22 protein-coding genes and 1 pseudogene are annotated in these 22883 nt (G+C 74.6%); 12 read left to right on the top strand and 11 right to left on the bottom strand.

Annotation, left to right across the window (positions count from 1 at the left end):
- Window positions 1–26 precede the first annotated feature (26 nt).
- Together EMA09_RS15590 and EMA09_RS15595 are read right to left on the bottom strand one after the other, a co-directional pair.
- The gene (locus EMA09_RS15590) at window positions 27–908 is read right to left on the bottom strand and encodes an NAD(P)-dependent oxidoreductase (protein WP_129841636.1); all 882 of its coding nucleotides are present in this window, start codon (window positions 906–908) and stop codon (window positions 27–29) included.
- 128 nt (window positions 909–1036) lie between these two features.
- Window positions 1037–2023, bottom strand: a complete 987-nt coding sequence (locus tag EMA09_RS15595) for a YafY family protein (RefSeq protein WP_129841637.1) — start codon at window positions 2021–2023, stop codon at window positions 1037–1039.
- Between the two features lie 63 nt (window positions 2024–2086).
- On the opposite strand from EMA09_RS15595, the gene EMA09_RS15600 reads away from it, so the two are divergent.
- The 5 genes from EMA09_RS15600 to EMA09_RS29465 all read left to right on the top strand — a co-directional run bounded on the left by EMA09_RS15600 (window position 2087) and on the right by EMA09_RS29465 (window position 7766).
- Window positions 2087–3646 (top strand): MFS transporter, encoded by a 1560-nt coding sequence (locus EMA09_RS15600; protein ID WP_129841638.1) that lies wholly within the window; start codon window positions 2087–2089, stop codon window positions 3644–3646.
- A gap of 238 nt (window positions 3647–3884) precedes the next feature.
- Window positions 3885–4502: a helix-turn-helix domain-containing protein gene (locus tag EMA09_RS15605; protein WP_240796417.1), complete on the top strand. Its 618-nt coding sequence runs from the start codon at window positions 3885–3887 to the stop codon at window positions 4500–4502.
- The gene (locus tag EMA09_RS15610; protein ID WP_129841640.1) at window positions 4499–5266 is read left to right on the top strand and encodes an ABC transporter ATP-binding protein; all 768 of its coding nucleotides are present in this window, start codon (window positions 4499–4501) and stop codon (window positions 5264–5266) included. The genes EMA09_RS15605 and EMA09_RS15610 overlap by 4 nt, the downstream gene beginning before the upstream one ends.
- Window positions 5266–7050, top strand: coding sequence for an ABC transporter permease (locus EMA09_RS15615; protein ID WP_346655833.1), 1785 nt, complete (start codon window positions 5266–5268; stop codon window positions 7048–7050). The genes EMA09_RS15610 and EMA09_RS15615 overlap by 1 nt, the downstream gene beginning before the upstream one ends.
- On the top strand, window positions 7047–7766 hold the full coding sequence (locus EMA09_RS29465) for an ABC transporter permease (RefSeq protein WP_346655834.1): 720 nt from the start codon (window positions 7047–7049) through the stop codon (window positions 7764–7766). Before EMA09_RS15615 ends, EMA09_RS29465 begins: the two co-directional genes overlap by 4 nt.
- 400 nt (window positions 7767–8166) lie before the next feature.
- Here EMA09_RS29465 and EMA09_RS15620 read toward each other — a convergent pair whose 3' ends face one another.
- Together EMA09_RS15620 and EMA09_RS15625 are read right to left on the bottom strand one after the other, a co-directional pair.
- A complete protein-coding gene (locus EMA09_RS15620) occupies window positions 8167–9006 on the bottom strand; it encodes an EamA family transporter (protein ID WP_129841641.1) in 840 nt (279 codons plus the stop codon).
- 61 nt (window positions 9007–9067) lie between these two features.
- A complete protein-coding gene (locus EMA09_RS15625; RefSeq protein WP_129841642.1) occupies window positions 9068–10069 on the bottom strand; it encodes a zinc-dependent alcohol dehydrogenase family protein in 1002 nt (333 codons plus the stop codon).
- A gap of 240 nt (window positions 10070–10309) precedes the next feature.
- Between EMA09_RS15625 and EMA09_RS15630 the strand changes: the two genes are divergently transcribed.
- Both EMA09_RS15630 and EMA09_RS15635 read left to right on the top strand, forming a co-directional pair.
- Window positions 10310–10522 (top strand): hypothetical protein, encoded by a 213-nt coding sequence (locus EMA09_RS15630; protein WP_129841643.1) that lies wholly within the window; start codon window positions 10310–10312, stop codon window positions 10520–10522.
- 312 nt (window positions 10523–10834) lie between these two features.
- Window positions 10835–11455, top strand: coding sequence for a VOC family protein (locus EMA09_RS15635; protein ID WP_346655835.1), 621 nt, complete (start codon window positions 10835–10837; stop codon window positions 11453–11455).
- Window positions 11456–11470: 15 nt separating this feature from the next.
- Here the strand turns inward: EMA09_RS15635 and EMA09_RS15640 are convergent, their stop codons facing one another.
- Window positions 11471–12898, bottom strand: coding sequence for an FG-GAP-like repeat-containing protein (locus tag EMA09_RS15640; protein ID WP_129841644.1), 1428 nt, complete (start codon window positions 12896–12898; stop codon window positions 11471–11473).
- A gap of 299 nt (window positions 12899–13197) precedes the next feature.
- On the opposite strand from EMA09_RS15640, the gene EMA09_RS15645 reads away from it, so the two are divergent.
- Together EMA09_RS15645 and EMA09_RS15650 are read left to right on the top strand one after the other, a co-directional pair.
- Window positions 13198–14052 (top strand): fumarylacetoacetate hydrolase family protein, encoded by an 855-nt coding sequence (locus EMA09_RS15645; RefSeq protein WP_129841645.1) that lies wholly within the window; start codon window positions 13198–13200, stop codon window positions 14050–14052.
- A 120-nt stretch (window positions 14053–14172) separates the two neighbouring features.
- The gene (locus tag EMA09_RS15650) at window positions 14173–14412 is read left to right on the top strand and encodes a hypothetical protein (protein WP_129841646.1); all 240 of its coding nucleotides are present in this window, start codon (window positions 14173–14175) and stop codon (window positions 14410–14412) included.
- Window positions 14413–14439: 27 nt separating this feature from the next.
- Here the strand turns inward: EMA09_RS15650 and EMA09_RS15655 are convergent.
- Window positions 14440–15275: pseudogene (locus tag EMA09_RS15655) on the bottom strand (phosphatidylinositol-specific phospholipase C/glycerophosphodiester phosphodiesterase family protein).
- A 183-nt stretch (window positions 15276–15458) separates the two neighbouring features.
- A complete protein-coding gene (locus tag EMA09_RS15660; protein ID WP_129841647.1) occupies window positions 15459–16253 on the bottom strand; it encodes an alpha/beta fold hydrolase in 795 nt (264 codons plus the stop codon).
- A 129-nt stretch (window positions 16254–16382) separates the two neighbouring features.
- Here EMA09_RS15660 and EMA09_RS15665 point away from each other — a divergent pair, with 129 nt between their 5' ends.
- Together EMA09_RS15665 and EMA09_RS15670 are read left to right on the top strand one after the other, a co-directional pair.
- Window positions 16383–17039: a HemK2/MTQ2 family protein methyltransferase gene (locus EMA09_RS15665; protein WP_240796418.1), complete on the top strand. Its 657-nt coding sequence runs from the start codon at window positions 16383–16385 to the stop codon at window positions 17037–17039.
- Window positions 17040–17103: 64 nt separating this feature from the next.
- Window positions 17104–17310: a CDGSH iron-sulfur domain-containing protein gene (locus EMA09_RS15670; RefSeq protein ID WP_129844059.1), complete on the top strand. Its 207-nt coding sequence runs from the start codon at window positions 17104–17106 to the stop codon at window positions 17308–17310.
- A 75-nt stretch (window positions 17311–17385) separates the two neighbouring features.
- Here EMA09_RS15670 and EMA09_RS15675 read toward each other — a convergent pair whose 3' ends face one another.
- Window positions 17386–18366 (bottom strand): iron-containing redox enzyme family protein, encoded by a 981-nt coding sequence (locus EMA09_RS15675; protein WP_129841649.1) that lies wholly within the window; start codon window positions 18364–18366, stop codon window positions 17386–17388.
- 81 nt (window positions 18367–18447) lie between these two features.
- Window positions 18448–19581 carry a MarP family serine protease gene (locus EMA09_RS15680; protein ID WP_129841650.1) on the bottom strand — a complete coding sequence of 378 codons (1134 nt, stop codon included), beginning with the start codon at window positions 19579–19581 and terminating at the stop codon, window positions 18448–18450.
- Between the two features lie 401 nt (window positions 19582–19982).
- Between EMA09_RS15680 and EMA09_RS15685 the strand changes: the two genes are divergently transcribed.
- A complete protein-coding gene (locus EMA09_RS15685) occupies window positions 19983–20792 on the top strand; it encodes a SigB/SigF/SigG family RNA polymerase sigma factor (protein ID WP_129841651.1) in 810 nt (269 codons plus the stop codon).
- Window positions 20793–20808: 16 nt separating this feature from the next.
- Here the strand turns inward: EMA09_RS15685 and EMA09_RS15690 are convergent, their stop codons facing one another.
- Window positions 20809–21294 (bottom strand): Rrf2 family transcriptional regulator, encoded by a 486-nt coding sequence (locus tag EMA09_RS15690; RefSeq protein ID WP_129841652.1) that lies wholly within the window; start codon window positions 21292–21294, stop codon window positions 20809–20811.
- A gap of 98 nt (window positions 21295–21392) precedes the next feature.
- Window positions 21393–22802 (bottom strand): dihydrolipoyl dehydrogenase, encoded by a 1410-nt coding sequence (lpdA, locus tag EMA09_RS15695; RefSeq protein WP_129841653.1) that lies wholly within the window; start codon window positions 22800–22802, stop codon window positions 21393–21395.
- Between the last annotated feature and the right edge of the window lie 81 nt (window positions 22803–22883).

Consider the following 22883-nt stretch of genomic DNA (forward strand, 5'->3'; position numbering starts at 1 on the left):
CTAGACGAGGTACGTGTAGCCGCCAATCAATTGTCCGACTGGTGGGCGAAGCCGGTCCGCCAGCTCGGCCGGGCCGGACGCCAGCCACGGGCGCGCGCGAGGTCGTTGCGCGCCCCGCGTGCCCAGGGCGCGCCGGGGGCGTGCGGGTCGGGGACGGGCGTGGGCGCGCCCACGGCCGAGGCGAGCGCCGGGACCCAGGCGCGGCCGGGCGCCGGTTCGTCGTCCACGACGTTGACCGGCCCCGCGGGCCAGTCGAGGGCCGCGACGGCCGCCGACGCGGCGTCGGCCACGTGCACGAACGACGCCACCGAGCCGTCCGGCGCGACGCTGCCGAGGAAGGCGTCGCCCGGCTCGCCGCGCAGCGCGGCGGACGCGGCGCCGTCCGGGGCGTACCAGGTGCCGGGTCCGTAGAGCAGGCCGTAGCGGAGGACGACGGCGTGCGGCAGTTCGGCGGAGGTGCGTTCCAGCGCGTCGACGGCGGCCACCATGGAGCGGCGCGGTTCGTCGGCGCCGAGGTCGAGGGGCACGGATTCGCCGGCCGGGCCGTCGCCGGGCGCGTAGGCCCAGGAGATGGACTGGGCGACGATGCGCGTGACGCCGGCGGCGCGGGCGGCGTCGATGAGGTTGCGGGTGCCCTCGTGCCGCAGCCGGCTGTTGGCCGCGCCGTCGGCGGCGGTGAGGTCCGTCAGCATGTGGAGCACGGCGTCGGGCGCGGCGGCGGTGACGGCCTCGCGCAGCGCGGCGGGGTCGAGCGCGTCGACGCGGACGGCGTCGGCGCCGAGGCCGCGGACGCGGGCCGCGCCGGAGTCGGTGCGGGATGTGCCGGTGACGTGGTGTCCGGCGGCCAGCAGGAGACGGACGAGGGGGCGGCCGACGGCGCCGCCCGCGCCCGCGAGGAAGACACGCATCTCCGGAACGTCCCTCCAGTGCCGTGACGGCCCGAACGCCGTCCCGTCAGCGTAGGACAGTGTCGATCTTCCCTTCCGGCCGGGGACACCTCGCCGGCGGGAACGACGTCACGCCCGGTGGCCGCCGGTCAGGCCCCGGTCCCCGGCGGGCGCGCCGCGCGGTTGCAGCGGGCGGCGAGTTCCTGGCAGGCCGCCGTGAGTTCCGGACTGGCCGAGGTGTCGAAATCGGCGTCGAAGTGCGGCAGCCACTGCGCCATCGTGCGCGCGGAGTCGGCGCCGAGCGTCACGGCGCAGGAGTTCTCGTCCAGGGATTCCAGCGTCTCCAGGGCGATGCTGCCGGGCGGCAGGCGCTCGGCCACGACGGCGGTCGGCGCGTGCACGATGACGCGCGCCTCGAAACGCGCGTACGCGCGGTGCACGCCGCGCTGCACGTAGCCCGCGAGGTCCTCCTCGGGCAGCTCCCTCGGCGCGAAGCGCGGCCCTGTGGGCACGCGTGGCGTGATCCGGTCCACCCGGAACGTCCGCCAGTCCTCGCGTCCCGTGTCCCACGCGATCAGGTACCAGCGGCGGCCCCGGTTGACCAGCCGGTACGGCTCGGTGTCGCGGCGGCCGACCGAGCCCTCGTGCGTCCGGTAGTCGAACCGCAGGCGCTCGCGGTCCCGGCACGCCGCGGCGAGGACGGTCAGCACGTCGGGGGCGACGCGGTCCCGGTCGCCGGGCGGCGCGCTGCTCACCGTGTACGCGCCGAGCGCGGCGACGCGGCGGCGGAGCCGGGGCGGCAGGACCTGTTCGAGTTTCGTGAGGGCGCTGAGGGACGACTCCTCGATGCCGGCGACGGACGCGCCGGCCGCCGTGCGCAGGCCGACCGCGACCGCGATCGCCTCGTCGTCGTCGAGCAGCAGCGGCGGCAGGGACGAACCGGCGCCGAGGCGGTAGCCGCCGACCGGGCCGCGTGTGGCGTTCACCGGGTAGCCGAGGCGGCGGAGGCGGTCCACGTCGTTGCGGACGGTCCTCGGTGTGACGCCGAGCCGGTCGGCGAGTTCGGGACCGGTCCACTCGCGCGGGGACTGGAGAAGGGACAGGAGACGGAGGAGGCGGGCGGAGGTTTCCAGCACGCCGACCATTCTCATGCGGGAAAGCGGAAAGGACCGTGCCTGTATACGGGAGATCGTCGTTCCATGAACACGAACGCCGACTCCTCCCCGGCCGCACACGCCGCGTCCGGCCACGACCGCCGCTGGCTCGGCCTCTTCGCCGTGCTGGCAGCGATGATCATGAACCTCCTCGACTCCACCGTCGCCAATGTCGCGGGACCGGCCATCCGCGCCGACCTCGGCGGCACGACGGCCGACCTCCAGTGGGTCGCCACCGCCTACACACTGGCCATGGCGGTGGGGCTGCTGACGGGCGGACGGCTCGGCGACATGTTCGGGCGGCGGCGGATGCTGCTGTGGGGCGTCACCGGGTTCCTCGTCACCTCGGCCGCGTGCGCGCTGGCCTGGTCGCCCGGCTCGCTGATCGTGGCGCGCGCGGCGCAGGGGCTGTGCGCGGCGCTGATGCTCCCGCAGTCGTTCGGACTGATCAAGGCGCTGTTCCCGCCGCAGCAGGTCGGCAAGGCGTTCGGCGCGCTCGGGCCGGTGATCGGGCTCGCCACGATCCTGGGGCCGCTGGTCGCGGGCACGCTGGTGGACGCCGACGTGTGGGGCACGGGATGGCGGATGGTCTTCCTCATCAACCTGCCGCTCGGCGCCTTCGCGCTGGCCGCCGGGGTGAGGTCCCTGCCGCGCGGCGGGCGGCAGGACGGGCTGCGGCTCGACGGCGTGGGTGCGCTGCTCGGCGGCGCCGGCATGTTCCTGCTGGTCTTCCCGCTGGTCCAGGGGCGCGAACTCGGCTGGCCCGCCTGGCTGTGGACGATGACGGCCGGGGCCGTGGCGGCGTTCGTCCTCTTCGGTGTCCGCCAGACGCGGCGGCTCCGGGCGGGCCGCGCACCGCTGGTGGAACTCGGCGTCCTGCGGCTGCGCTCCTACTCCTCCGGCCTCGGCTTCACGGTCGTCTTCTTCGGCGCCATCGTCGGCTTCTCCCTGACGCTGGGGCTGTTCCTGCAGCTCGGCAGGGGGTACGGGCCGATGGACGCGAGCATCGTGATGGCGCCGTGGGCGATCGGCGCGTTCTTCGGGTCGGCGTTCGGCGGGGCGCTGATGGGGCGGCTCGGCCGGCACATCCTGCACATCGGTCTCGCCGTGATGGCGGTCGGCCAGGTGCTGGCGCACCTCGTCATCGGCTCGGCGGGCACCGGGGTGGACGGCTCCGACCTGGTCGTACCGCTGCTGATCTACGGCTTCGGCATGGGGCAGATCTTCGTGCCGCTGTTCGACATCGTGCTGGGCGACGTGAGGAACCACGAACTGGGCTCCGCCTCCGGGCTCCTGGAGTCGTTCCAGCAGACCGGGTCGAGTCTCGGCGTTGCGGTCCTCGGGACCGTCTTCTTCTCCGGCGTCACCGGGAGCACGGACGGCCCCGCGTCCGTCGGTGACTTCGTGTCGGCGGAACGTCAGGTGGTGCTGCTCGCCCTCGGGATGACGGTCCTCGCGTTCGCCCTCGCGTTCCTCCTGCCCCGGAGAGCACGCCAGGCCACCCCCGCAGCCGACGACAGCCCCACCGCCCCGACCGCCGAAGCCCCCGCACCCACCGGGGAACCGACCGGGACCCCGGAAGCGGTCGGCGCCGAAGCCCGGTAACTCCCCGCGCCTCCGGGGGCCCGCCCCCCCACCCCCCGTCCCACCTCCGCCTCCACCCTCCGTCCCGTGCCCCGGCGCAGCACCACCGCGCCGGGGCACGGGGCTGTCCTCACCTCCGGCATGCCGCGTCACCATCAGGCGGGCGTCGTCACTCCGTCCCGAGGGTGGGGAAAACCCCACCCCGAAGACGGAGGGCCGCCGGATGTGCACAGCGGACTGTGCACAAGAGGCTGTGCACATGCCCTTCACGCCCTCCCTCGAAGCCCTCAAGGCACTCGCCCAGCCCCGGCGCCTGCGCATGCTGGAGCACCTCACCCTCCACGGCCCCGCCACCTCGGCGACACTCGCGCGCGCCCTCGGCCTCAACACCGGCGCCACCAGCTACCACCTGCGGGAACTCGCCCGCCACGGCTTCGTGGAGGAGACGGGGCCGCCCGGCGACGACCCCGGCGGCGGACGGCGCCGCTGGTGGCGGGCGGTCGCCCAGGACCTCAGGCTCCCGCCCCGCAGCGCCCAGGACGAGGGCACCCGCGCCGTCGTGGACGAGATGAATCGCCTCGCCTGGGCGGCCGACCTGCGGCTCTTCGACCAGATCCAGCGAACGGCGGGCGACCCGGACGAGTGGCAGGACGCCTACCCCTACTCGCGCGGCACCATCCGCCTCACCCTCCCCGAACTGCGCGAGTTCTTCGAGGAGTACATCGCCCTCCTCAACCGCTACAAGCGCCCCGACGACGCCACACCACCGGGCGCCCGCACCGTCCTCACCCGCTTCCTCGCCTTCCCGGCCCCGCTCACCACCCCTCCCGCCACCACTCCCCTCACCACATCGGACTCACCGGAGCGCCACCCATGACCACCCACGCCTCCACCGCCCCCGCCCGCACCGGGGTCCCGGCCGTACGGCTCGACTCCGTGACCAAGGTCTACGGCCGCGGCGCCTCGGCCGTCCGCGCCCTGGACGACGTGTCCGTGACGATCCCCACCGGCTCGTTCACCGCCGTCATGGGGCCGTCCGGCTCGGGCAAGAGCACCTTCCTGCACTGCGCCGCCGGCCTCGACCGGGTCACCACCGGCACCGCGGCGATCGGCGGCACCGGCCTGGAAGGCATGAACGAGACCGCCCTCACCCGGCTGCGCCGCGAACGCGTCGGTTTCGTGTTCCAGGCGTTCAACCTGGTCCCCGCGCTGACCGTCCGCCACAACATCGGCCTGCCGCTGCGGCTCGCCGGCCGCAGACCCGACCGCAGAGCCGTCACCGAGATCCTCGAACGGGTCGGACTCGCCGGGAAGGCGAACGCCCGGCCCGCCGAACTGTCGGGCGGCCAGCAGCAGCGCGTCGCCGTCGCCCGCGCCCTGATCACCGGCCCCGACGTCGTGTTCGGTGACGAACCGACCGGCGCCCTGGACACCGTCACCGCCAAGGAGATCCTCGGCCTGCTGCGCACCTGCGTCGACACCGGCGGGCAGACCGTCGTCATGGTCACCCACGACCCGGTGGCCGCCGCCCACGCCGACACCGTCCTCTTCCTCGCCGACGGCCGGATCGTCGACACGATGGACGCCCCCACCGCCGACCGTGTGGCCGACCGCATGACGCACCTGGGGGCGTGGGCCTGATGCTGCGCTACGCCCTTGCCACCCTCCGCGCCCGCACCTCCGGCTTCGTCGGAGCCTTCCTCGCCCTCTTCTGCGCGGCCGCGCTCGTCACCGCCTGCGGCTCGCTGCTGGAGACCGGCCTGCGCGGCCCGATCCTGACCGAGCGCTACGCGGCCACGCCCATCGTGGTCACCGCCGACCAGAACGTCCACCACGAAACCCGGAAGAACGACAAGACCAAGCACAAGGCCAAGCCGGTGTACGAGCGGGTGTGGCTGCCCGCCGACACCGCCGAACGCCTCACGGACCTGCCCGGCGCGGACGCCGTGATCACCGAACTGACCTTCCCCGCCACCCCGCTCGACGAGCGCGGCCACCCCTTCGGCGGCCCGGAAGCCCTCGGCCACGCCTGGTCCTCCGCACCGCTGACCCCGTTCACCCTCACCGACGGCACCGCCCCCGGGCAGCCCGGCGAGATCGTCCTCGACCGCGCCCTGGCCGACCGCGCCGGCCTTTCGGTCGGTGACACGGTCACCGTCCAGTCCACCGGCGACCCCGCCGCCCACACCGTCACCGGCATCGCGGACGGCGCCCTCACCGAACAGGCCGCCGTCTTCTTCTCCGACGAGGAGGCCCGCGGCCTCGCCGGCCACGACGGCCGGATCACCATGGCCGGCCTCTTCCCCGCCGACGGCACCACGACCGCCGAACTCGCCGACCGCGCCCGCGCCGCCCTCGACGGCACCAGCGCCGTCGTCCGCACCGGGGACGACCGGGGACAGTCCGAGTTCCCCGGCGCCGAGCAGGCCCGCGTGCAGCTCGTCAGCATGGGCGGCGCCGTCGGCGGCACCGGGCTGATCGTCGCCGTCCTGGTGGTCGTCGGCACCTTCGGGCTCACCGCCCACGCCCGGGCACGCGAGTTCGCGCTGCTGCGGGCCGTCGCGGCCACCCCGCGCCAGATCCGGCGGCTCATCGGCCGCGAGGCCCTGCTCGTCGCCCTGGCGGCCGGACCGCTCGGCGCGCTCGCCGGACTGCCGCTCTCCGGATGGCTGTACGACCGGCTGACCGGCCTCGGCACCGTCCCCGAGACCGTCGGACAGGTCCACAGCCTCTTCCCGATGGCCGCCGCCGTGCTCGCCACCCTGCCGACCGCCTGGCTCGCCGCACGCATCTCCGCACGCCGCCCCGCCCGCGTCCGGCCCGCGCAGGCGCTCACCGAGGCCGCGGCGGAACCCCGCCGCACGCCCCTGCCGCGCCTGATCGCCGGATTCGCCGCCCTGGCCGGGGGAGTGGTCCTCCTGTTCGTCCTGACGGTCCTGCACATCGAACCGGCCTCGACCCCCGTCACCTACCTGACCGTGCTGCTGCTGTCGATCGCGGTCGCGCTGCTCGGTCCGACGCTGTGCCGCGTCGCCTTCACCCTGATCGGGGCACCCCTGCGCTGGTGCGGCGTCCCCGGACACCTGGCCGCGCACAACGCCCGGGCCGGGGCCCGCAGGCTGGCCTCCGTCATCACGCCGCTGACCCTGCTCGTCGCCATGGCCTGCACCGTCCTGTTCACCCAGACCACGCTCACCGCCGCGGCGGAGCGGCAGGCGCGTGACGGCGTGGTGGCCGACCGGGTCGTGGCCGCCGCCGGCCCCGGCGTGCCCCACGCCGCCGTCGAGACCCTGCGGGACACCGACGGCGTGACCGCCGTGACCGAGGTGACGCACTCCACCGTCCGCACGCCCGGGCTCGACAAGTACTCGGTCCAGGGGTCACCACCGGTCCCGGGCTCGACGCGACACTCGACCTCGGGGTGACCGAGGGGTCGCTCGCCGACCTCGGCGAGGGCGGCGTGGCCGTGAGCGACGTAATCTCCGACAGCAAGGACCTGCACCCCGGCGACACGCTGGCCCTCGTCCTCGGCGACGGCACCCCCGTGGAGACGACCGTGGCCGCCGTCTACGACCGCGCGCTCGGCTTCGGCGACCTGACACTGCCCTACGACCTGCTGTCCGCGCACGTCGACAACCCGCTCGCCGACACGGTGCTCGTCGCCACCACCCTGTCCGACGGCGAACTCACCGCCGCACTCGCCGGTCACCCCGGCCTGTCGGTCAAGGGCAGCGGCCACGTCGCCGACGCCCTCGCCGAACAGCGGCAGAACGGGGCACAGGTCGCGTTCCTCGCGATGGGACTCGTGCTGGCCTTCACCACCATCGCCGCCGTCAACACGCTCGCGATGGCGACGGCCGACCGGCGCCGTGAGTTCGCGCTGCTGCGGAAGGTCGGCACCACGCGCCGGCAGGTCCTGCGGATGCTGCGCCTCGAATCCCTCACCGTGGCCATCACGGCGGTACTGATCGGCAGCGCCATATCCCTGGCCGTGCTGACGGGCTTCAGTGCCGGGATGACCGGCGAGGCGGCCCCGGCGCCGGCAGCCGTGCCGTACCTCCTGGTCGCGGCAGGTGTGACCGCCCTGGCCCTGATCGCGACCAGCCTGCCGGGACGGTTCTCCCTCCGGACCGCCGGCTGACCCGCACGGTGGGCCGCCCGGCTTCCCCCCGAGCCACGGGGCGGACCGGGCGGCCCGCCTGCTGTGTGCCGGTGCGGGACAGGGGACGGGTGCCGGGCGCGGACCGCGCCGCACCGCCGAACCGTCCACCGGGGGGCGTTCCTCCCCGCAGGAACCCCGCGGCAGGGGGCGGGAACACCGGAGCGGTCCCACCGCCGGGGAGGATCGGTGTCCGGCCGCGGCGGCCCGTCCGGTGGGAGGAAGGGCGGAACCGCCGGACGGGACGGGCAGGCACCTCCGGCGCGTCGGCCCGTCCGGGTGGTGCCCCGCCCGCTTCGACTGCTCTCCGTAAACATTCATGGCGACAAGCTATACGGAGAGTGATGAATCTCGCCATCCCCCGCAGGAGTGAATCCCGGGCTCACGCCACCGTGAGCAGCGCGATCGCCGCGGCCGCGGCCACCAGGCCGACGGTCCGCCCGGGGGAGAGGCGCTCCCGCAGTACGGCGATCCCGAGCAGCACCGGGATCGCCGGGTAGAACGACGCCAGGACGACCGCCACCGCCAGCATCTCCCGGTGCGCGGCGTCCAGGTACAGCATCAGCCCCACCGCCGCCCCCGCGCCGATCAGGGCCGCCGCGCCGAGCCGTCCCGGCGTCTCCCGCAGCCGGGACGCGTGCCGCACGGCGGTCGGCAGCAGCACGAGGACGGCCCCGAGCCGTCCCGCCGCCACCGCCCACAGGCCGCTCGCCGGGTCGGCCTGCGCCAGCCCCACGTACTGGACCGCCACGCCGAGACTCGCGACGAGACCGTCCGCGACCGCCGGCCGTTCCTCCCGGGCCGCCGGACTCCCGTCGCCGCGCGACACGAGCCACAGCGCGGCGAGCGTGACGACGATCCCGAGCCACGCCGCGAACCCCGGCCGGTCGCCCAGGAAGCACACCCCGGCGACGACGGACAGCGCGACGCCCGTCACGGCGCTCACCGGCACCACCACGCTGACGGCGCCCCGGCTCATCCCGCGGTTGAGGAACAGCATCGCGGTCCCGCTGCCGACACCCGACAGCGCGCCCCACAGCAGGTCGGCCCCGCCCACATGGTCCGCGCCGGCCCACGCCGCGACCGCGACGGCGAGCACGAGCCCGCCGACCTGCCCGACGACCGTCACCGTCGCGTAGTGCGCTCGGCGCGACAGCAGTCCGCCGAAGAAGTCGACGACGCCGTACACGACCGCGGAGGCAAGAGCGAGCAGCGCACCCATTCCGCCCCGCGTACCCGGCTTCCCGCCGGCCATGCGGGGCCGTACGGGCGCCCGGCGCGCCTCAGTGGCGGACCGTCACGACCACCTTGCCGACCTGCGTCCCCGACTCCAGGTGGCGGTGCGCCGCCACGATCTCCGACAGGTCGAACACCCGGTCCACCACGGGCCGGAACGATCCGTCGGCGAGTCCGGAGGTGATGAAGGCGGTGGCCCGGCGCAGTGTGTCGCCCGATGTCGTCGTGCCCGCCGAGATGCTGTACGCCCGCAGCGTGAGCCCGGACCTGAGCGTCGCGAGCGCCGGCAGTTCGACGGTCGCGCCGCCGAGCGCCCCGTACAGCACGATCCGTCCGGACGGCGCGAGCGCCCCCGGCAGCGCCGCGGCTTCCGGGCCGCCCACCGCGTCGAACACGACGTCGGCGCCGCGCCCGTCCGTCGCGCGCAGGACGCCCTCGGCCAGGTCCTCCTCGCCGGTGACGACGACCGCGTCGGCGCCCGCGGCGAGGAGCTGGTCCCGCTTGGCCGCCGTGCGTGTCGTGGCGATGGCGCGGGCGCCGACGCGGCGGGCCGTGCGCAGCGCCGCGATGCCGACGCCGCTGGAGGCGGCCGTCACGACGACGGTGCCGCCGGGGCGGAGGTCGTCGCCTTCGAGCAGCCCGCCGAAGGCGGTGAGGTACGTCATCCAGGTGGCCGCGCCCGTCACGGCGTCCACGCCGTCCGGGCGGCGCACGACGGCGGCGGCGGGGACGACGGCCGTGTCGCCGTAGACCCCGTAGTCGGTCATGCTGAACGCCGGGATGGTGCTCACCGGGCTGCCGACGGGCAGGGTGGTGACGCCCGGCCCGGCCGCCTCGACGACGCCCGCCGCCTCGTACCCGAGGCCCGCGGGGAACGCCCGCACCGGCCGCCCGTACTGCCCCCGCCGGAACAGCGCGTCGGCCCGGTTCAGGCCGATGGCGTCCACTCGGATGCGGACCTCGCCGATCCCCGGCTCCGGCGCCGGGACCTCCTCGATCCGCAGTACCTCCGGGTCGCCGTACTCGTGGAACCGCACGGTCATCGCCATGTGCGCCGGCCTCTCTTCGGGTGGGTCCGTCCGTCGGGCGCAAGCCAACCAGTGAAGTACGAGCGTTGTCAAACTTCGATGAACGTCGTACCAGTGTTGCCGGTCGCGCACGGGGCGCATCGCGGACGCCCGGGGGACACGGTGAGAGGGACCGTGCGACGGGGTATCTGTCCTGTGACCGCGGCATGTCCCACCGGGGAGGTCCGGCGGCGGCCGCGGTCGGCCTAAGGGGCAGTTGCGGTGCTTGCGAATGGCGGTGGCGCGTACGACGTGCCCGACCTCACCCGGTTATCGCCCGTCCAGCAGATGGGCATCGCCTGCGCGCGCTGCGGCCGGCGGCTCGGCGCGTCCGGGCGCCGCGTCGGCACCGTCCGCGACCGGTGGGGGCACGCCTTCGTCCTGTGGGTCTGCTCCCACGGCTGCTTCCTCGGCGGCCGCACCCGCTCCGGCTGACCGCCCGCCGCCACCGCCGTGACATGCGGGCCGCGAAAGGTGTGATTAGCGTGGAAGACGGTGCGCACCGGGAAGACGGTGCACACCGGCACGCCACACAGGACGCGGAGGCGCGGACATGGCCGGCATCGCTGACTTCCCCGAAGGCACCCCCTGCTGGGCCGACGTGACGCTGCCCGACGTGGACGAGGGCAAACGGTTCTACGGCCAGCTCTTCGGCTGGGACTTCGATCCCGGCGCGGCCTCCTTCGGCGGATACACCCAGGCGTACACGGCCGGGGCGGCACACAGGTCGCCGCGCTCGCCCCCCAGATGCCGGGCCAGGGCGACATCGCTCCCGCCGCCTGGAACCTCTACCTCGCCTCCGACGACGTCCCCGCCACCGCCGAGCGCGTCCGGGACCACGGCGGCGACGTGCTCGTCGAGCCCATGCAGGTCGGGGACTTCGGCGCGATGCTCGTCGGCCGCGACCCCGGCGGCGTGGTCTTCGGGGTCTGGCAGGCCGGAACGCACCGGGGCTTCGGCCTGAGGGGCACGCCGGGGGCGTACGCCTGGGCCGAGGTGTACACGCGGGACGCCGAGGCGACCGACGCGTTCTTCGCCGGCGTCTTCCCGTTCGCCGTGAGCCGCGTGGAGGCCCAGGGCGCCGCCGCCATCGACTACGCCGTCTGGCAGCTCGACGGCGCGCCGAGCGTCGGGCGCTTCCGCGTCCCGCGCGACGCGCCGTCCGGTGTCGTGCCGCACATCGAGGTGTACTTCGCGGTCGGCGACTGCGACGCGGCCGTCGCGACCGTCCGGGGCCTCGGCGGCCGGCTGATCGACGGGCCGATGGACAGCCCGTACGGCCGCTACGCCGCCGTCGCCGACTCCCAGGGCGCGAACTTCATGGTCATCGACCTGGCCACCACCACCGCCGAGGTTCCCGAGGGCTGAGCCGGCCGGGACCCGTCAGGGCGCGATGACCTCGCCGAACCCCGGCCCGTCCGCCGTGTACCCGGGGAGGGACCCCGAGCAGATCCCGGACGACCCGTCCACCGCGGGTCCCGACGCGCCGCCCGGGGCGAGCCACAGGCAGCCCTCCGCGTTCTCCCCCGGCACGCCGACCGTGAGGTCGGCCCGCCCGTCCCCGTCGTGGTCCGCCAGCCGCACGCGCTCCCCGAACAGGTCCCAGTACTCCGGCGCCCCCGACACGCCGGCCACGCCCTGGTTGAAGGACCGGGCACCCCGCCCGGTGAGGCCGTCCGCCGTGCCGCTCAGCACGATGACGCTCCCCGCCTCCTGGACGGTCCCGAGATCCTCGCCCGGCAGGCCGACCGCCACGTCGGCGTAGCCGTCGCCGTCCGCGTCGCCCACGCCGACCGACGTGCCGAACGCGTCGTCCGCCTCGCTCGTGCCGGGCAGACCGTTCGACCCCTGCCACAGGCGCGTGGGGCTCTGCGCCGGGTCGATGCCGCCGGGGCCGCCGTACCAGACGGTGATCTCGCCGCCCGAACGGCCGGTGGGGCGGGTGCCGAGCGGGTCCTGCGGGTCGCCGATGACGAGATCGCCGTAACCGTCGCCGTCCACGTCCCCGATGGCGCCGGTCAGCCCCTCGGCCGCGGTCAGCGCGGTCCGCACGGTGCCGTTCGCGCGCCAGTCGTCCACCCACACCGCGCCACCCGGGTCGTCCGCCGCCGGACCGGGCAGCGAGACGCGCTCCGCCGCGCCGTCGCCGTCCACGTCGCCGAACAGCGTGAGCACCGGACGCCCGGCCGGCGGCTCCTCGGCGTCCACCGCGTGCGCCGCGGCCGCGCCCGCCCGCGTGAACGGTCCTTCGTAGCGGTGCGTGGCGCAGCGCGAGCCCACCGTTACGTCCGGTGCGCCGTCACCGTCGTGGTCGCCGGCCGCGACCGTGCCGCCGTAACCGCAGTCGTCCGCGGCGATCGTCCCGGCGCCCAGTTCGGCGCCGCCGGACAGCCCGCCGGGGCCGCCCCACACGACGGTCGCGCTGCCGCGCTCCGCGACACCGCCGGCGGCCTCAGCCGGCGATCCGACGATCAGATCGGCGTACCCGTCGCGGTCGAGGTCCGCGCTCGCCGTCGCCGTGCCGAACCGGTCACCCTCCTCGGCCGCGCCCGGAACCCCCGGGGACGCCTGCGAGACGACCGTCGACCGGGCCGTCGAGAGGCCGTTCGCCGACCCGTAGAGGACGACGACCACACCGGCGCCCGCGTGGCCGTTCACCGTCGCGAGGGGATGGGAGACGGCCAGGTCGTGGTAGCCGTCGCCGTCGAAGTCGTCGTGCGCGACGGCGTCCGCCGCGTACGCCGGGGCCGCGGGCAATCCGGCCCAGACCGGCAGGGCCAGCGCGACGGCCGTCCCGAGAGCGGCGCCCATGGCGCGGACACGGACTGTCGGTTTCTGCCTGCGGGCCCGCGACGGGCCGTCATCCTGCCGCACGACGCACTCCGTTCCGTCTGTCACCTTCTCTTCACCTCGCCCGATCGTACGGGCGTACGCGGTGAGTTGAGGGGCGCACGCTTGAGCCCGCACGCCTGGTTGCGGAAGAGTGCTTCCGGGATCGTCACCCGGACACCACACATCCCCGCACGCCCCACCGCACACACCGGAAGCACACAGACCGGAAGTACACAGACCGGAACCGCACTGCCCGAACCACCGAGCTGGAGACCCGTATGCGCCTGATGCGCGTCGGCGAGCCGGGGCACGAACGCCCCGTCCTCGTCGCCCCGGACGGCACCGCCCGCGACCTGCGGCCCGTCACCGACGACATCGACGGGCGGTTCCTCGCCGCCCTCGCCGACGACCCGGACCTCGTGCCCGGCGATCCGGCCGCGCTGCCCGTGACCGACCTGGCCGGCGAACGCACCGGCCCGCCCGTCGCCCGCCCCTCCGCCGTCCTGTGCATCGGGCAGAACTACATCGCCCACGCCCGCGAGTCGGGCGCCGAGCCCCCCGAACGCCCCATCCTGTTCCACAAGACGCCCAACACGGTCGTCGGCCCGGACGACGACATCCTGATCCCCCGCGGCGCGCTGAAGACCGACTGGGAGGTCGAACTCGCCGTCGTCATCGGCCGCCGCGCCCGCTACCTCGCGACCCCCGCCGACGCCCTCGCCCACATCGCGGGCTACACGATCAGCAACGACGTCTCCGAACGCGCCTTCCAACTGGAGGAGTCCGGCGGCCAGTGGTCGAAGGGCAAGTGCTGCGAGACGTTCAACCCCCTCGGCCCGGTGCTCGTGACCGCCGACGAGATCCCCGACCCCCAGGCCCTGCGCCTGCGTTCCTGGGTGAACGGGGAGCCCCGCCAGGACTCGTCGACGTCCGACATGATCTTCGGCGTCGCCCAGCTCGTCCACGAACTGTCCCAGTACCTCGTCCTGGAACCGGGCGACATCGTGAACACGGGAACGCCCGAGGGCGTGGCCCTGTCCGGCCGCTTCCCCTACCTCGCGGCCGGCGATGTCGTGGAACTGGAGATCGAGGGGATCGGACGCCAGCGCTCGGCCCTGCGGCCCGCGCCCTGATCCCTTCGACTCTTGTCGCTCGTCCGGGTGATACGAGGTGTCCGGGCGCCCGTGGAAACAGGCGAGAGGGGAAGATTCCCGGGCACTTCGGGCGGGCGGCGCGCCAGTAGGTTGGCGCGCATGGCGACGCTTCCCGTGATCCGAGTCCGTTTCGAGGGCGGCCCGCGCGACGGCCGCACGATCGACCTGGTCATCACCGACCGCGCGCCGCTGCCGCTGATGCTCGCCGCACGCCCCGAGCGGGGCGAGCCGCCCGCCACCGGCCTCTACGAGCTGCGCAACACCCGGGGCGGCGGCACCCGTTACGCCTGGATCGACGACCTCCCCGTCCGGCCCGGGCCGCCGGCCCCCGGAGCGTGACCCCGGGGACCGGCGGCCGGCCGGGCGTCAGGCCGCGGCCCGGGCGTTGCGCAGGAACGCCGCGAGACCGGCCAGGTCGTCGGTGTTGAGGTGGTCGACCCCGGCCGCCAGCAGCTCCCGCCAGACGGCGGTCCGCGCCGGCCCCGGGATGTCCGGCGTGGCCCAGAAACGGACCCGCTGCCCGGCCGCGTGTGCCCGCGCGGTGCTGTCGCGCAGCAGGGCGCGTTCGGCCGCCGGCATCGCTCCCTCGCCCTGCCAGGTGAAGACCGCGCTCCAGGACGCGCTGATCAGCGGGATGAACGACGCGGGGACCCCGCTGCCCAGGTCCTCCGGCCGGCCGTCGTAGAACGCGTACCGCACCCGCTGCGCCGCCATCGGCTCCCGCGCCGCCCGGTCGCCGGAGACCACGGCCGTCACGGCTCCGGGCCGCACCCGCCCGTCCACGCACCGGGTCAGCAGCGAGCGGTACGGACCGAGCCGCCGCGCCAGCTCCCGGTAGGTGGGTCCGCCGGCCGTCTTGATGTCGATGAGGAGCTGGAACCCGGGGCCGTACCCCCGGTGGACGGCGCCCCGGTTCGCGCGCACCCGGGCGGCCAGCGGTTCCAGGTACAGGGCCTCCAGCGTGCGGGCCGGGTCGAGGTCCTCGGCGTCGTGCGCGACCAGCAGGTGCCCGTCCACCAGCCAGATGTCCGCCTCGACGCTGCCGAACCCCTGGTCGAGCGCGTCGAACAGGGGCGTGCGTGCTCGTAGTCGTTGTGCGCGTGGGCGCGCGGGAGAGGCGCGGGCGCCTCGTGCGCGCGTCCGCGCGGGGCGGTGGCCGCCGCGGCCCCCGCGAGGGGACCGGCGGCGAGCAGACCGGTCAGGCCGGCGGCGGCGAGGCCGAACGTACGCCGGGGAAAGGAATGTGCCACGGTGCGTGCCTCCGAGGAAGGGAGCGGACGAGCGGGCCGTCCGTGAGTATCGGGGCGTGCACCGGGCGTACGGGAGGGGGCCGGGGGAACGTTCGCCCGGCCGTCATCCGCGGTTCCCCCGCCGGGCGGGCGCGGTCAGCCGCCGAGGAACGCCGCGATCCGCTCGCCCCAGGTCCTGACGCCGGCGGCGTCGGTGGAGATGTGCAGCCGCGCGCCGGGCATGACCTCGGCGAGCTCCTCGGCCGTGGACACGGGGTGCCCCGGGTCGTCGGCCCAGGCCAGGATCAGCGTGGGCTGCGGGAGGGCGGCCAGTGCCTCGTGTGCCGGCAGGTTCGAGCGGGCGGCTCCGCGCAGCAGCGCGGACAGCACCTCGGGGTGCACGCCGGGCGAGCGCGGCGGGTAGCCGGGCGCGTCCGCCAGGGACGACGGGACGGGGGCGCCGGCCCACGCCTCGGCGAGCGCCTCGATGCCCCGCTCGTCCAGCAGGTCGGCGTCCGCGCGGTAGCGGTCGGCCTGCGCGGGACGCGTGGCCCACGCGGTCGGCGGTATGAGCAGCACCAGCCGGTCGAAGCGCTCCGGGGCGAGCGCGGCGGCCGTCAGCACGGTCGCCGCGCCGAGCGAGGCGCCCATGCCGGTCACGGGGGCGCCGGGGCTCAGCCGGTCGATGAGGTCGAGGAGGTCCTGGGCGACGGCCGGGTAGGTGAAGTCGGAGTTCTCCGCCCGGCCGGTGGACTCCCCGTGACCGCGCGCGTCGTACCGGACGAAACGGCGGCCGGGCAGCGCGCGCACCGGGTCCCAGCTGTAGAGGTCCATCGCGTCCTCGGCCGCGCGGCCCAGCAGCATGCCGTGGGCGTGGACGAGGAGCGGTCCCTCACCCGTCGACTCGTAGGCCAGCTCGATACCGTCCGGAAGAGTGAATCGTTCGGTCATGAACTGACACTATCTACGCGGCAGTGAACGGTCGTCGCCTGGTTCATGTCTGTTTCTGGCCGCTTCCCCGTCTGTTCGCTGTCCCGCGGCCCGCGCTTCGGATCGCGGCGGGCGGGTACCCGGGTCGGCGTGTTCCTTCTGAGCCCCCCAGGCGTGTACCGGCCGCAGGACGACACGTCCCTGCTGCTCGAAGCGCTCGTGCGCGAGCGGCTGGCGACCGGCGCCCGCGTCCTCGACGTGGGCACGGGATCGGGCGCGCTCGCCCTGGCCGCCGCGCGGCTCGGTTCCGCGCGCGTCACCGCGGTGGACGCGTCGCGCCGCGCCGTGCTCACCGCCAGGATCAACGCCTTGCTGGCCCGCCGCCGCGTCCGCGTGCACCGGGGTGACCTGTTCGCCCCCGTGACCGGCCGGACGTTCGACCTCGTGCTGGCGAACCCGCCGTACGTCCCCTCGCCGCACCGCCACCTGCCCCGCCGCGGCCCCGCGCTCGCCTGGGACGCGGGCCGGGACGGGCGCGCCGTGCTCGACCGGATCTGCCACACCGTGCCGCAACTGCTGCGCCCGGGCGGCGTGGTGCTGATCGTGCACTCGGGGCTGTGCGACCCGGAACGCACCGCGCGGGTCCTGGAGTCGTCGGGACTGAACGCGGGGATCACCGCCCGGCGGCACGTGCCGTTCGGGCCGGTCATGAGGGAACGTGCAGCCTGGCTGCGGGCGCAGGGCCTGCTGCGTCCGGGCGAGGAGAGGGAGGAGCTGGCCGTTGTCCGCGGCGAACGCGTCATCTGAGCAGCCGGGCACGGGGGAGACCGGGGAAGCGGTCGAACCGCCGAGGCCGGCCCGCCGTGTGTCCATGGAACCGGGCGGCCCGGTGCTGGTGGAAGGACCGGTCGAGTACGTCGGCGAGGACGGCACGGTGACCCGGTCGGACCGGCCGGTGGTGGCGCTGTGCACCTGCCGCAGGAGCAAGCTGTTCCCCTTCTGCGACACGAGCCACCGCCGCCGCAGCAGGAACGGGACCGTCCGCCGGCCGCGCCGCGGCCCGGACGACGACGCCTGAGCGCCGCCGCGCGGCCGTGTCACCCGCGGGCGAACGGGGACCCGGTACGCGCCGCGCACCGCCGGACCGCCCCCGTCACGGCGCCCGCAGCGCGGAGCGGCCCTCACGCCACGGCGTGATCATCGAGCGCGCGAGCCGGTCCTCCAGCCACTCCGTGGCGTCGATGCCGAAGACCACGTCGCCGGCCAGCTCCGGCTCGTCGGCCAGCAGCCCGCCGACGACCTCGCGCCGCATCACCTGCTCGTGCACCGCGTCCGCCTCGACGTGCTCGGCGTAGAAGTGGATCGCCGCCGGCCCCGCGCCGAGCCGCTCCATCGCCTGCGTCATCCGGCGCGAGGCGGGCGACGAGGTGATCTCCACGGAGGCGTAGTGGCCGACCATGGCGCCGCGCAGCGCCCGGTGCAGGCCGAACAGCGACATCAGGTTCACGGTGGCGAGCATCTCGGGCGTGCCCTCCTCCAGGTACCGGCCGTAGGCCGGGTCGAGACCCAGGTCGGCCATGAGGTCGGCGAACAGCCGCTGGTGCATGCGGTCCGCCCGCCCCGAGCCGTACTCGTCGTACTCGACCGCGACGAAGCCGGCCTTCGCGCGCCCGAGCAGGTGCGGGATGGCGTAGGCGTGGGGGTCGCCCTCCTTCAGGTGGTACAGCGAACGCAGCGCGGCGTACTCGCGCAGGTGCCGCAGCTCGCCCTCCTCGCGCAGGAAACCGGTGATCCCGCCGGCCTCGACCGGCTCCACGAGCAGGCCGTCCAGGGCGGACTCCACGTCGGGATGGACGGGCACCTCGGTGCGCAGCGCGGCGAGGAAGGCGCGCTCCAGCGCTCCCCGCAGCCGCAGCACCTCCGGGTGCCACTCCCAGCCGTCGTCCACCCCGTCGAAGCCGCGGTAGTGCAGCTCGTAGGCGAGGAACAGCGCGAGCTGGACGTCGTCGCCGAACGGATCGGCGCCCCCGGTCCCCGACGGCAGGTCCACCGCGCCGGGCGAAGGGTCGGGGTCGCGCTCCAGCGTCCCGATCAGTGCCGCCGACAGGTCCCCGCGCGCGGCTGGCAGTTTCATGGGCGCTCCTTCTCCCCGCGGCTTCGCGGCCCCGGGGGACCGTGCGTACGGCCCGTACGGGTACCCGCGGGGGCTCCGCTGTCACATGAAGCCGCGTATCTGGTCGGCCGTGAGGACGTAGCCGGTCTCCGCGTCGGTGACCGAGCGGGCGAAGACCATCCCCGACACCTCGCCGTCGGTGGTGAGGAGGGGGCCGCCCGAGTTCCCCGGCCGGACCAGGGAGCGGATCGTGTAGATGTCGCGGGTGACCATGCTCTCGCCGTGGATGTCCTGGCCGCGCGCCTCGGTGCGGCCGGCGACGGTGGCGGCGCGCAGGTCGAGCCCGCCGTTCTCCGGGTAGCCGGCGACGACGGCCGGATCACCGCGCTCCGCGTCCCCGGCGACGGTGAGCACCGGCGCGTCGAGACCCGACACCTCGAGAACCGCGACATCGACCTGCTCGTCCGCCCGGACGACGGTGGCGTCCATGCTCGGCCCGACGCCGCCGACCTGCACCGACACGGCGGACGCGCCGTCGACGACGTGCGCGTTGGTCATGACGAGCCCGTCGTCGAAGACGAACCCGCTGCCCTCCTGGCCCGAGCCGAGCCCCGAGGTGGCGGTGATCTTGACGGTGGACCCGGTTGCGGCGGCCACGGCGGCCTCGGTGACGTTGTCCCCCGACGGCTCGGGCACCTCGGCGGTCGGGGCGTTCGCGAAGGGGTCGAAGACCTGCGGGAAGCCGGCGTCCGTCAGCGCGTGCGTGGCGCGGCTGAACCAGGTGGGTGCCTGGTCGGGCATCCGCTCCTGCACGGATCCGAGCACCCACGAGCCCTGCACCTCGCGGTTGAGCCCGGCCGAGGGGGTGGGCAGCAGGGCGCTCGCCGCGATCCAGGCCACCAGCAGGGCCGCGACGGCGTTGAACGCGGCGCCGCCGACGCCGTCCAGCCAGCGGGCCGGCGCCCAGCGCACCGCCTTCCGCAGCCGCAGGGCCAGCGGCCAGGCGATCCCCTGCCCGACGGCCGCGGGCACCAGCACGACGAGGAGGGCGACCGTCGTGGTGCTCGCCGCGCCCGGCGTCATCGGGTCGATCGCGAACGGCAGCAGCCATACGCCGAGCACCGCGCCGCCGACGAAGCCGGCCAGCGAGACCACCCCGGCGAGCAGCCCCCGACGGTAGCCCGCGACGCCGGCCGCCACGGCCGCCGCGATCAGCAGGACGTCCAGCACGTTCACCGATACGACCCCCCTTCCTCCGCGCTCTGCGCAAACCTTCCGACGGTGGAACGGGAGGCCCGGCCGGCCGCGTTCCCGGACCGATGTCCCTCGTTCAGGTGATCGGTACCCGCGCACCCAGCCGAACGACGTGCCCGGTCCGTGCCCCGAGTCTCCTTCCGCCGCCCGGACCGGGGCAACCGCGGCGGACCCCCCGTCGAACGTGTTTACGCATGCACAGGACGGGCAAGCGGAGGACAAGGGTGGACGAGACCGGTCAAATCGGTCCCATTTGTTCACTCGGGCGGGCCACACAGCAGTGTCACCGCGCCAGTCACCACACAGGTCACCACCAGGTCACCAGTACACCGAGCAGTGTCACCAGCACAGTCCATTCAGCCCAGTCACAGCGGAGCACAGTCATGGGAACAACGGCCCACCCGCCGACCCGGACGCGACGTCACCCGCACGATGACGCCCCGGACACATCGGACAGCCTCGCCCGCATCGCCGCCCTCCCCGACGGCGCCGAGCGCCGCCGCCTCCGGCAGGAGGTGGTGTGCGCCTGGATGCCGATGGCGGACCGGCTCGCACGCCGGTTCCGGGACCGGGGCGAGAGTCTGGAGGATCTGGAACAGGTCGCGGCCCTCGGCCTGGTCAAGGCCGTCGACCGGTACGACCCGGAGCGCGGCAAGGCCTTCGAGAGCTACGCCGTCCCGACCATCGTGGGCGAGGTGAAACGTCACTTCCGCGACCACCTCTGGGGCGTGCACGTGCCCCGCCGCACGCAGGAGATCCGCAACCGGGTCCGCGCCGCCCGCCAGGAGCTCGACGTCCGGGTGGACGACCACGCGCCGCCCGTCCGCGCCCTGGCCGAACACTGCGGCCTCACCCAGGACGAGGTGCGCGACGGCCTCGCCGCCCTCGGCGGCTTCAGCCCGCTGTCCCTCGACGCCGACATCACCCGCGAGGGACAGGGCTACGCCCTCGGCGACACGCTCGGCGACGCCGACCCCGGCTTCGAGCAGGTGCTCTACCGCGAGGTCGTGCGCCCCCGGCTGAGCGACCTGCCCGAACGCGACCAGCAGATCCTCTACCTGCGGTTCTTCGAGGAGCGGACCCAGAGCGAGATAGCGGACCGGCTCGGCATCTCGCAGATGCACGTCTCCCGGCTCCTCACCCGCATCTGCGCCCGGCTGCACGACGAGATCGAGGCCGACACCGCGGCCTGATCCGGCGGCCCGGGCGCTACGGCCGCTGCCGCGCGAACCACTCCCGCGTCCGCGCCGGCGTCCCCGGGTGCGACCGCTCCACGTCGTCCCTGAGGTCGGCGAGCGTCTGCCCCGCCAGCTCCCTGCGCCAGGCAAGCTCGGCCCGCCGCATCGTCTGCGAGACGTGGCAGGACCGGGCGTAGTCCACGTCGTCCCGACCCTCGGGCCCGTTGCGGAGCAGCCCGGAGCAGCGGAACGCGTCCCCCGGCCCCTCGATCGCCGTCACCACGTCGAGGACGGTGATCCGCTCCGGCGGCCGCGCGAGCCGGAACCCGCCGCGCGGCCCGGGCGTCGAGGTGACGATGCCCGCGCGCGCCAGCGCCTGGAGCTGCTTGTTCAGGTACGCGGCGGGCAGGTCGTAGAACGCGGCGAGCCGCGCCGCGGTCCGCGCCTCGCCCGGCTCGACCCAGGTGAGGTTCAGGCAGCTGTGCAGTGCCCACTCGACACCCTCGCTCATCCGCATATCCGGGAGCCTAGACATCCAGAATCGGGCACCGCAACCCTGTGCGGCCCGCCCCCGCGCACGGGGACGGGCCGCACAGACGCAACCGGGGGACCGGGCTACATGTTGATCATGTGGCCGGCCAGGCCGTGGATGGCCTCCTTCACGGCCTCGCCCAGCGTCGGGTGCGCGTGGACGTTGCGCGCGACCTCGTGGACGGTGAGGTCCCACTGCTGCGCCAGCGTCAGCTCCGGCAGCAGCTCCGTCACCTCGGGGCCGATGAGATGCGCGCCGAGCAGTTCGCCGTGGCGGCCGTCGCTGATGATCTTCACGAAGCCGGACGGCTGCCCGAGGCCGTGCGCCTTGCCGTTCGCCGTGAACGGGAACTTGACCACCTGCACGTCGTAGCCGCGCTCCCGCGCCTGCTCCTCGGTGAAACCGAAGCTCGCGATCTGCGGCTGGCAGTAGGTGGCGCGCGGGATCATGGGGAAGTTCAGCTCCATGGTCTCGGCGCCCGCGATCGTCTCGGCGGCGACGACGGCCATCGACTCGGCCGCGTGCGCCAGCATGAGCTTCGCCGTCACGTCGCCGATCGCGTAGATGTGCGGGACGCTGGTGCGCATCCGCTCGTCCACCGCGATCGCGCCGCGCTCGGTGAGGGCGACACCGGTCGCCTCCAGGCCGTAACCGGTCACCCGGGGCACGAAACCGATCGCCTGGAGCACCTTGTCGGCCTCCAGCACCTTCTGCTCGCCCTTGCCCGTCGTGACGGTGACGCGGACCGGCCGGTTCGGGTCGGAGTCGTCGATGCCGTCCACGCGGGTCGAGGTGAGGACCTCGATGCCGAGCTTCCGGTACTGGCGGGCCAGCTCCTTGGAGACCTCGGCGTCCTCCAGCGGCACCATCCGGTCCAGGAACTCGACGATCGTGACCTTCACGCCGTAGTTGTGCAGCACGTACGCGAACTCGACGCCGATCGCACCCGCGCCCGCGATGATGATGCTGCCCGGCAGGTCCTGGGTGAGGATCTGCTCCTCGTAGGTCACCACGCGGTCGCTCAGGGACGTCCCGGGCAGGAGTCGGGTCGTGGCGCCCGCGGCGATGATGCAGTGGTCGAACGTCACCGTCTCGCTGCCGCCGTCCGACAGCGCGACCTGGAGCGTGTGCGCGTCGGTGAACGTGCCGCGCCCGTTGTACTCCGTGATGCCGTTCTTCTTCATCAGGTAGTGCACACCGGCGACGCGGCCCTCGGCCACCTTCCGGCTGCGGCTGAACGCCTCGCCGTAGTCGAAGCTGACGGTGCCGTCCACCCGGATGCCGAACGTCTTCGCCTCGTGCTGGAAGACGTGCGCCAGCTCGGCGTTGCGCAGCAGCGCCTTGGACGGGATGCAGCCGACGTTCAGGCACACACCGCCCCAGTACTTCTCCTCGACGACCGCGGCCCGCAGCCCCAGCTGGGAGGCACGGACCGCCGCGGTGTAGCCGCCCGGGCCCGCGCCCAGGACGACGACGTCGTAGTGCGTGCTCATGAAACCCTCACGCCTTCTTTCACACTCGTGGGTGGACGTGGCTCGGCCACCGTTCCCGGTAGGTTCCTGCCCACCCCCATG

The organism is Streptomyces sp. RFCAC02, assembly GCF_004193175.1.
Classification (GTDB): Bacteria; Actinomycetota; Actinomycetes; order Streptomycetales; family Streptomycetaceae; genus Streptomyces.

Excerpts from the sequence above, each read along its gene's own strand:
- EMA09_RS15590 (WP_129841636.1), bottom strand. The coding sequence starts at position 908 with ATGCGTGTCTTCCTCGCGGGCGCGGGCGGCGCCGTCGGCCGCCCCCTC.
- EMA09_RS15620 (WP_129841641.1), bottom strand. The coding sequence starts at position 9,006 with ATGGGTGCGCTGCTCGCTCTTGCCTCCGCGGTCGTGTACGGCGTCGTC.
- EMA09_RS15650 (WP_129841646.1), top strand. The coding sequence starts at position 14,173 with ATGGCGACGCTTCCCGTGATCCGAGTCCGTTTCGAGGGCGGCCCGCGC.
- EMA09_RS15690 (WP_129841652.1), bottom strand. The coding sequence starts at position 21,294 with ATGCGGATGAGCGAGGGTGTCGAGTGGGCACTGCACAGCTGCCTGAAC.
- lpdA (WP_129841653.1), bottom strand. The coding sequence starts at position 22,802 with ATGAGCACGCACTACGACGTCGTCGTCCTGGGCGCGGGCCCGGGCGGC.
- EMA09_RS15615 (WP_346655833.1), top strand. The coding sequence starts at position 5,266 with ATGCTGCGCTACGCCCTTGCCACCCTCCGCGCCCGCACCTCCGGCTTC.
- EMA09_RS15670 (WP_129844059.1), top strand. The coding sequence starts at position 17,104 with ATGGAACCGGGCGGCCCGGTGCTGGTGGAAGGACCGGTCGAGTACGTC.
- EMA09_RS15685 (WP_129841651.1), top strand. The coding sequence starts at position 19,983 with ATGGGAACAACGGCCCACCCGCCGACCCGGACGCGACGTCACCCGCAC.
- EMA09_RS15600 (WP_129841638.1), top strand. The coding sequence starts at position 2,087 with ATGAACACGAACGCCGACTCCTCCCCGGCCGCACACGCCGCGTCCGGC.
- EMA09_RS15675 (WP_129841649.1), bottom strand. The coding sequence starts at position 18,366 with ATGAAACTGCCAGCCGCGCGCGGGGACCTGTCGGCGGCACTGATCGGG.
- EMA09_RS15605 (WP_240796417.1), top strand. The coding sequence starts at position 3,885 with ATGCCCTTCACGCCCTCCCTCGAAGCCCTCAAGGCACTCGCCCAGCCC.
- EMA09_RS15645 (WP_129841645.1), top strand. The coding sequence starts at position 13,198 with ATGCGCCTGATGCGCGTCGGCGAGCCGGGGCACGAACGCCCCGTCCTC.
- EMA09_RS15625 (WP_129841642.1), bottom strand. The coding sequence starts at position 10,069 with ATGGCGATGACCGTGCGGTTCCACGAGTACGGCGACCCGGAGGTACTG.
- EMA09_RS15635 (WP_346655835.1), top strand. The coding sequence starts at position 10,835 with ATGCCGGGCCAGGGCGACATCGCTCCCGCCGCCTGGAACCTCTACCTC.
- EMA09_RS15660 (WP_129841647.1), bottom strand. The coding sequence starts at position 16,253 with ATGACCGAACGATTCACTCTTCCGGACGGTATCGAGCTGGCCTACGAG.
- EMA09_RS15610 (WP_129841640.1), top strand. The coding sequence starts at position 4,499 with ATGACCACCCACGCCTCCACCGCCCCCGCCCGCACCGGGGTCCCGGCC.
- EMA09_RS15640 (WP_129841644.1), bottom strand. The coding sequence starts at position 12,898 with ATGGGCGCCGCTCTCGGGACGGCCGTCGCGCTGGCCCTGCCGGTCTGG.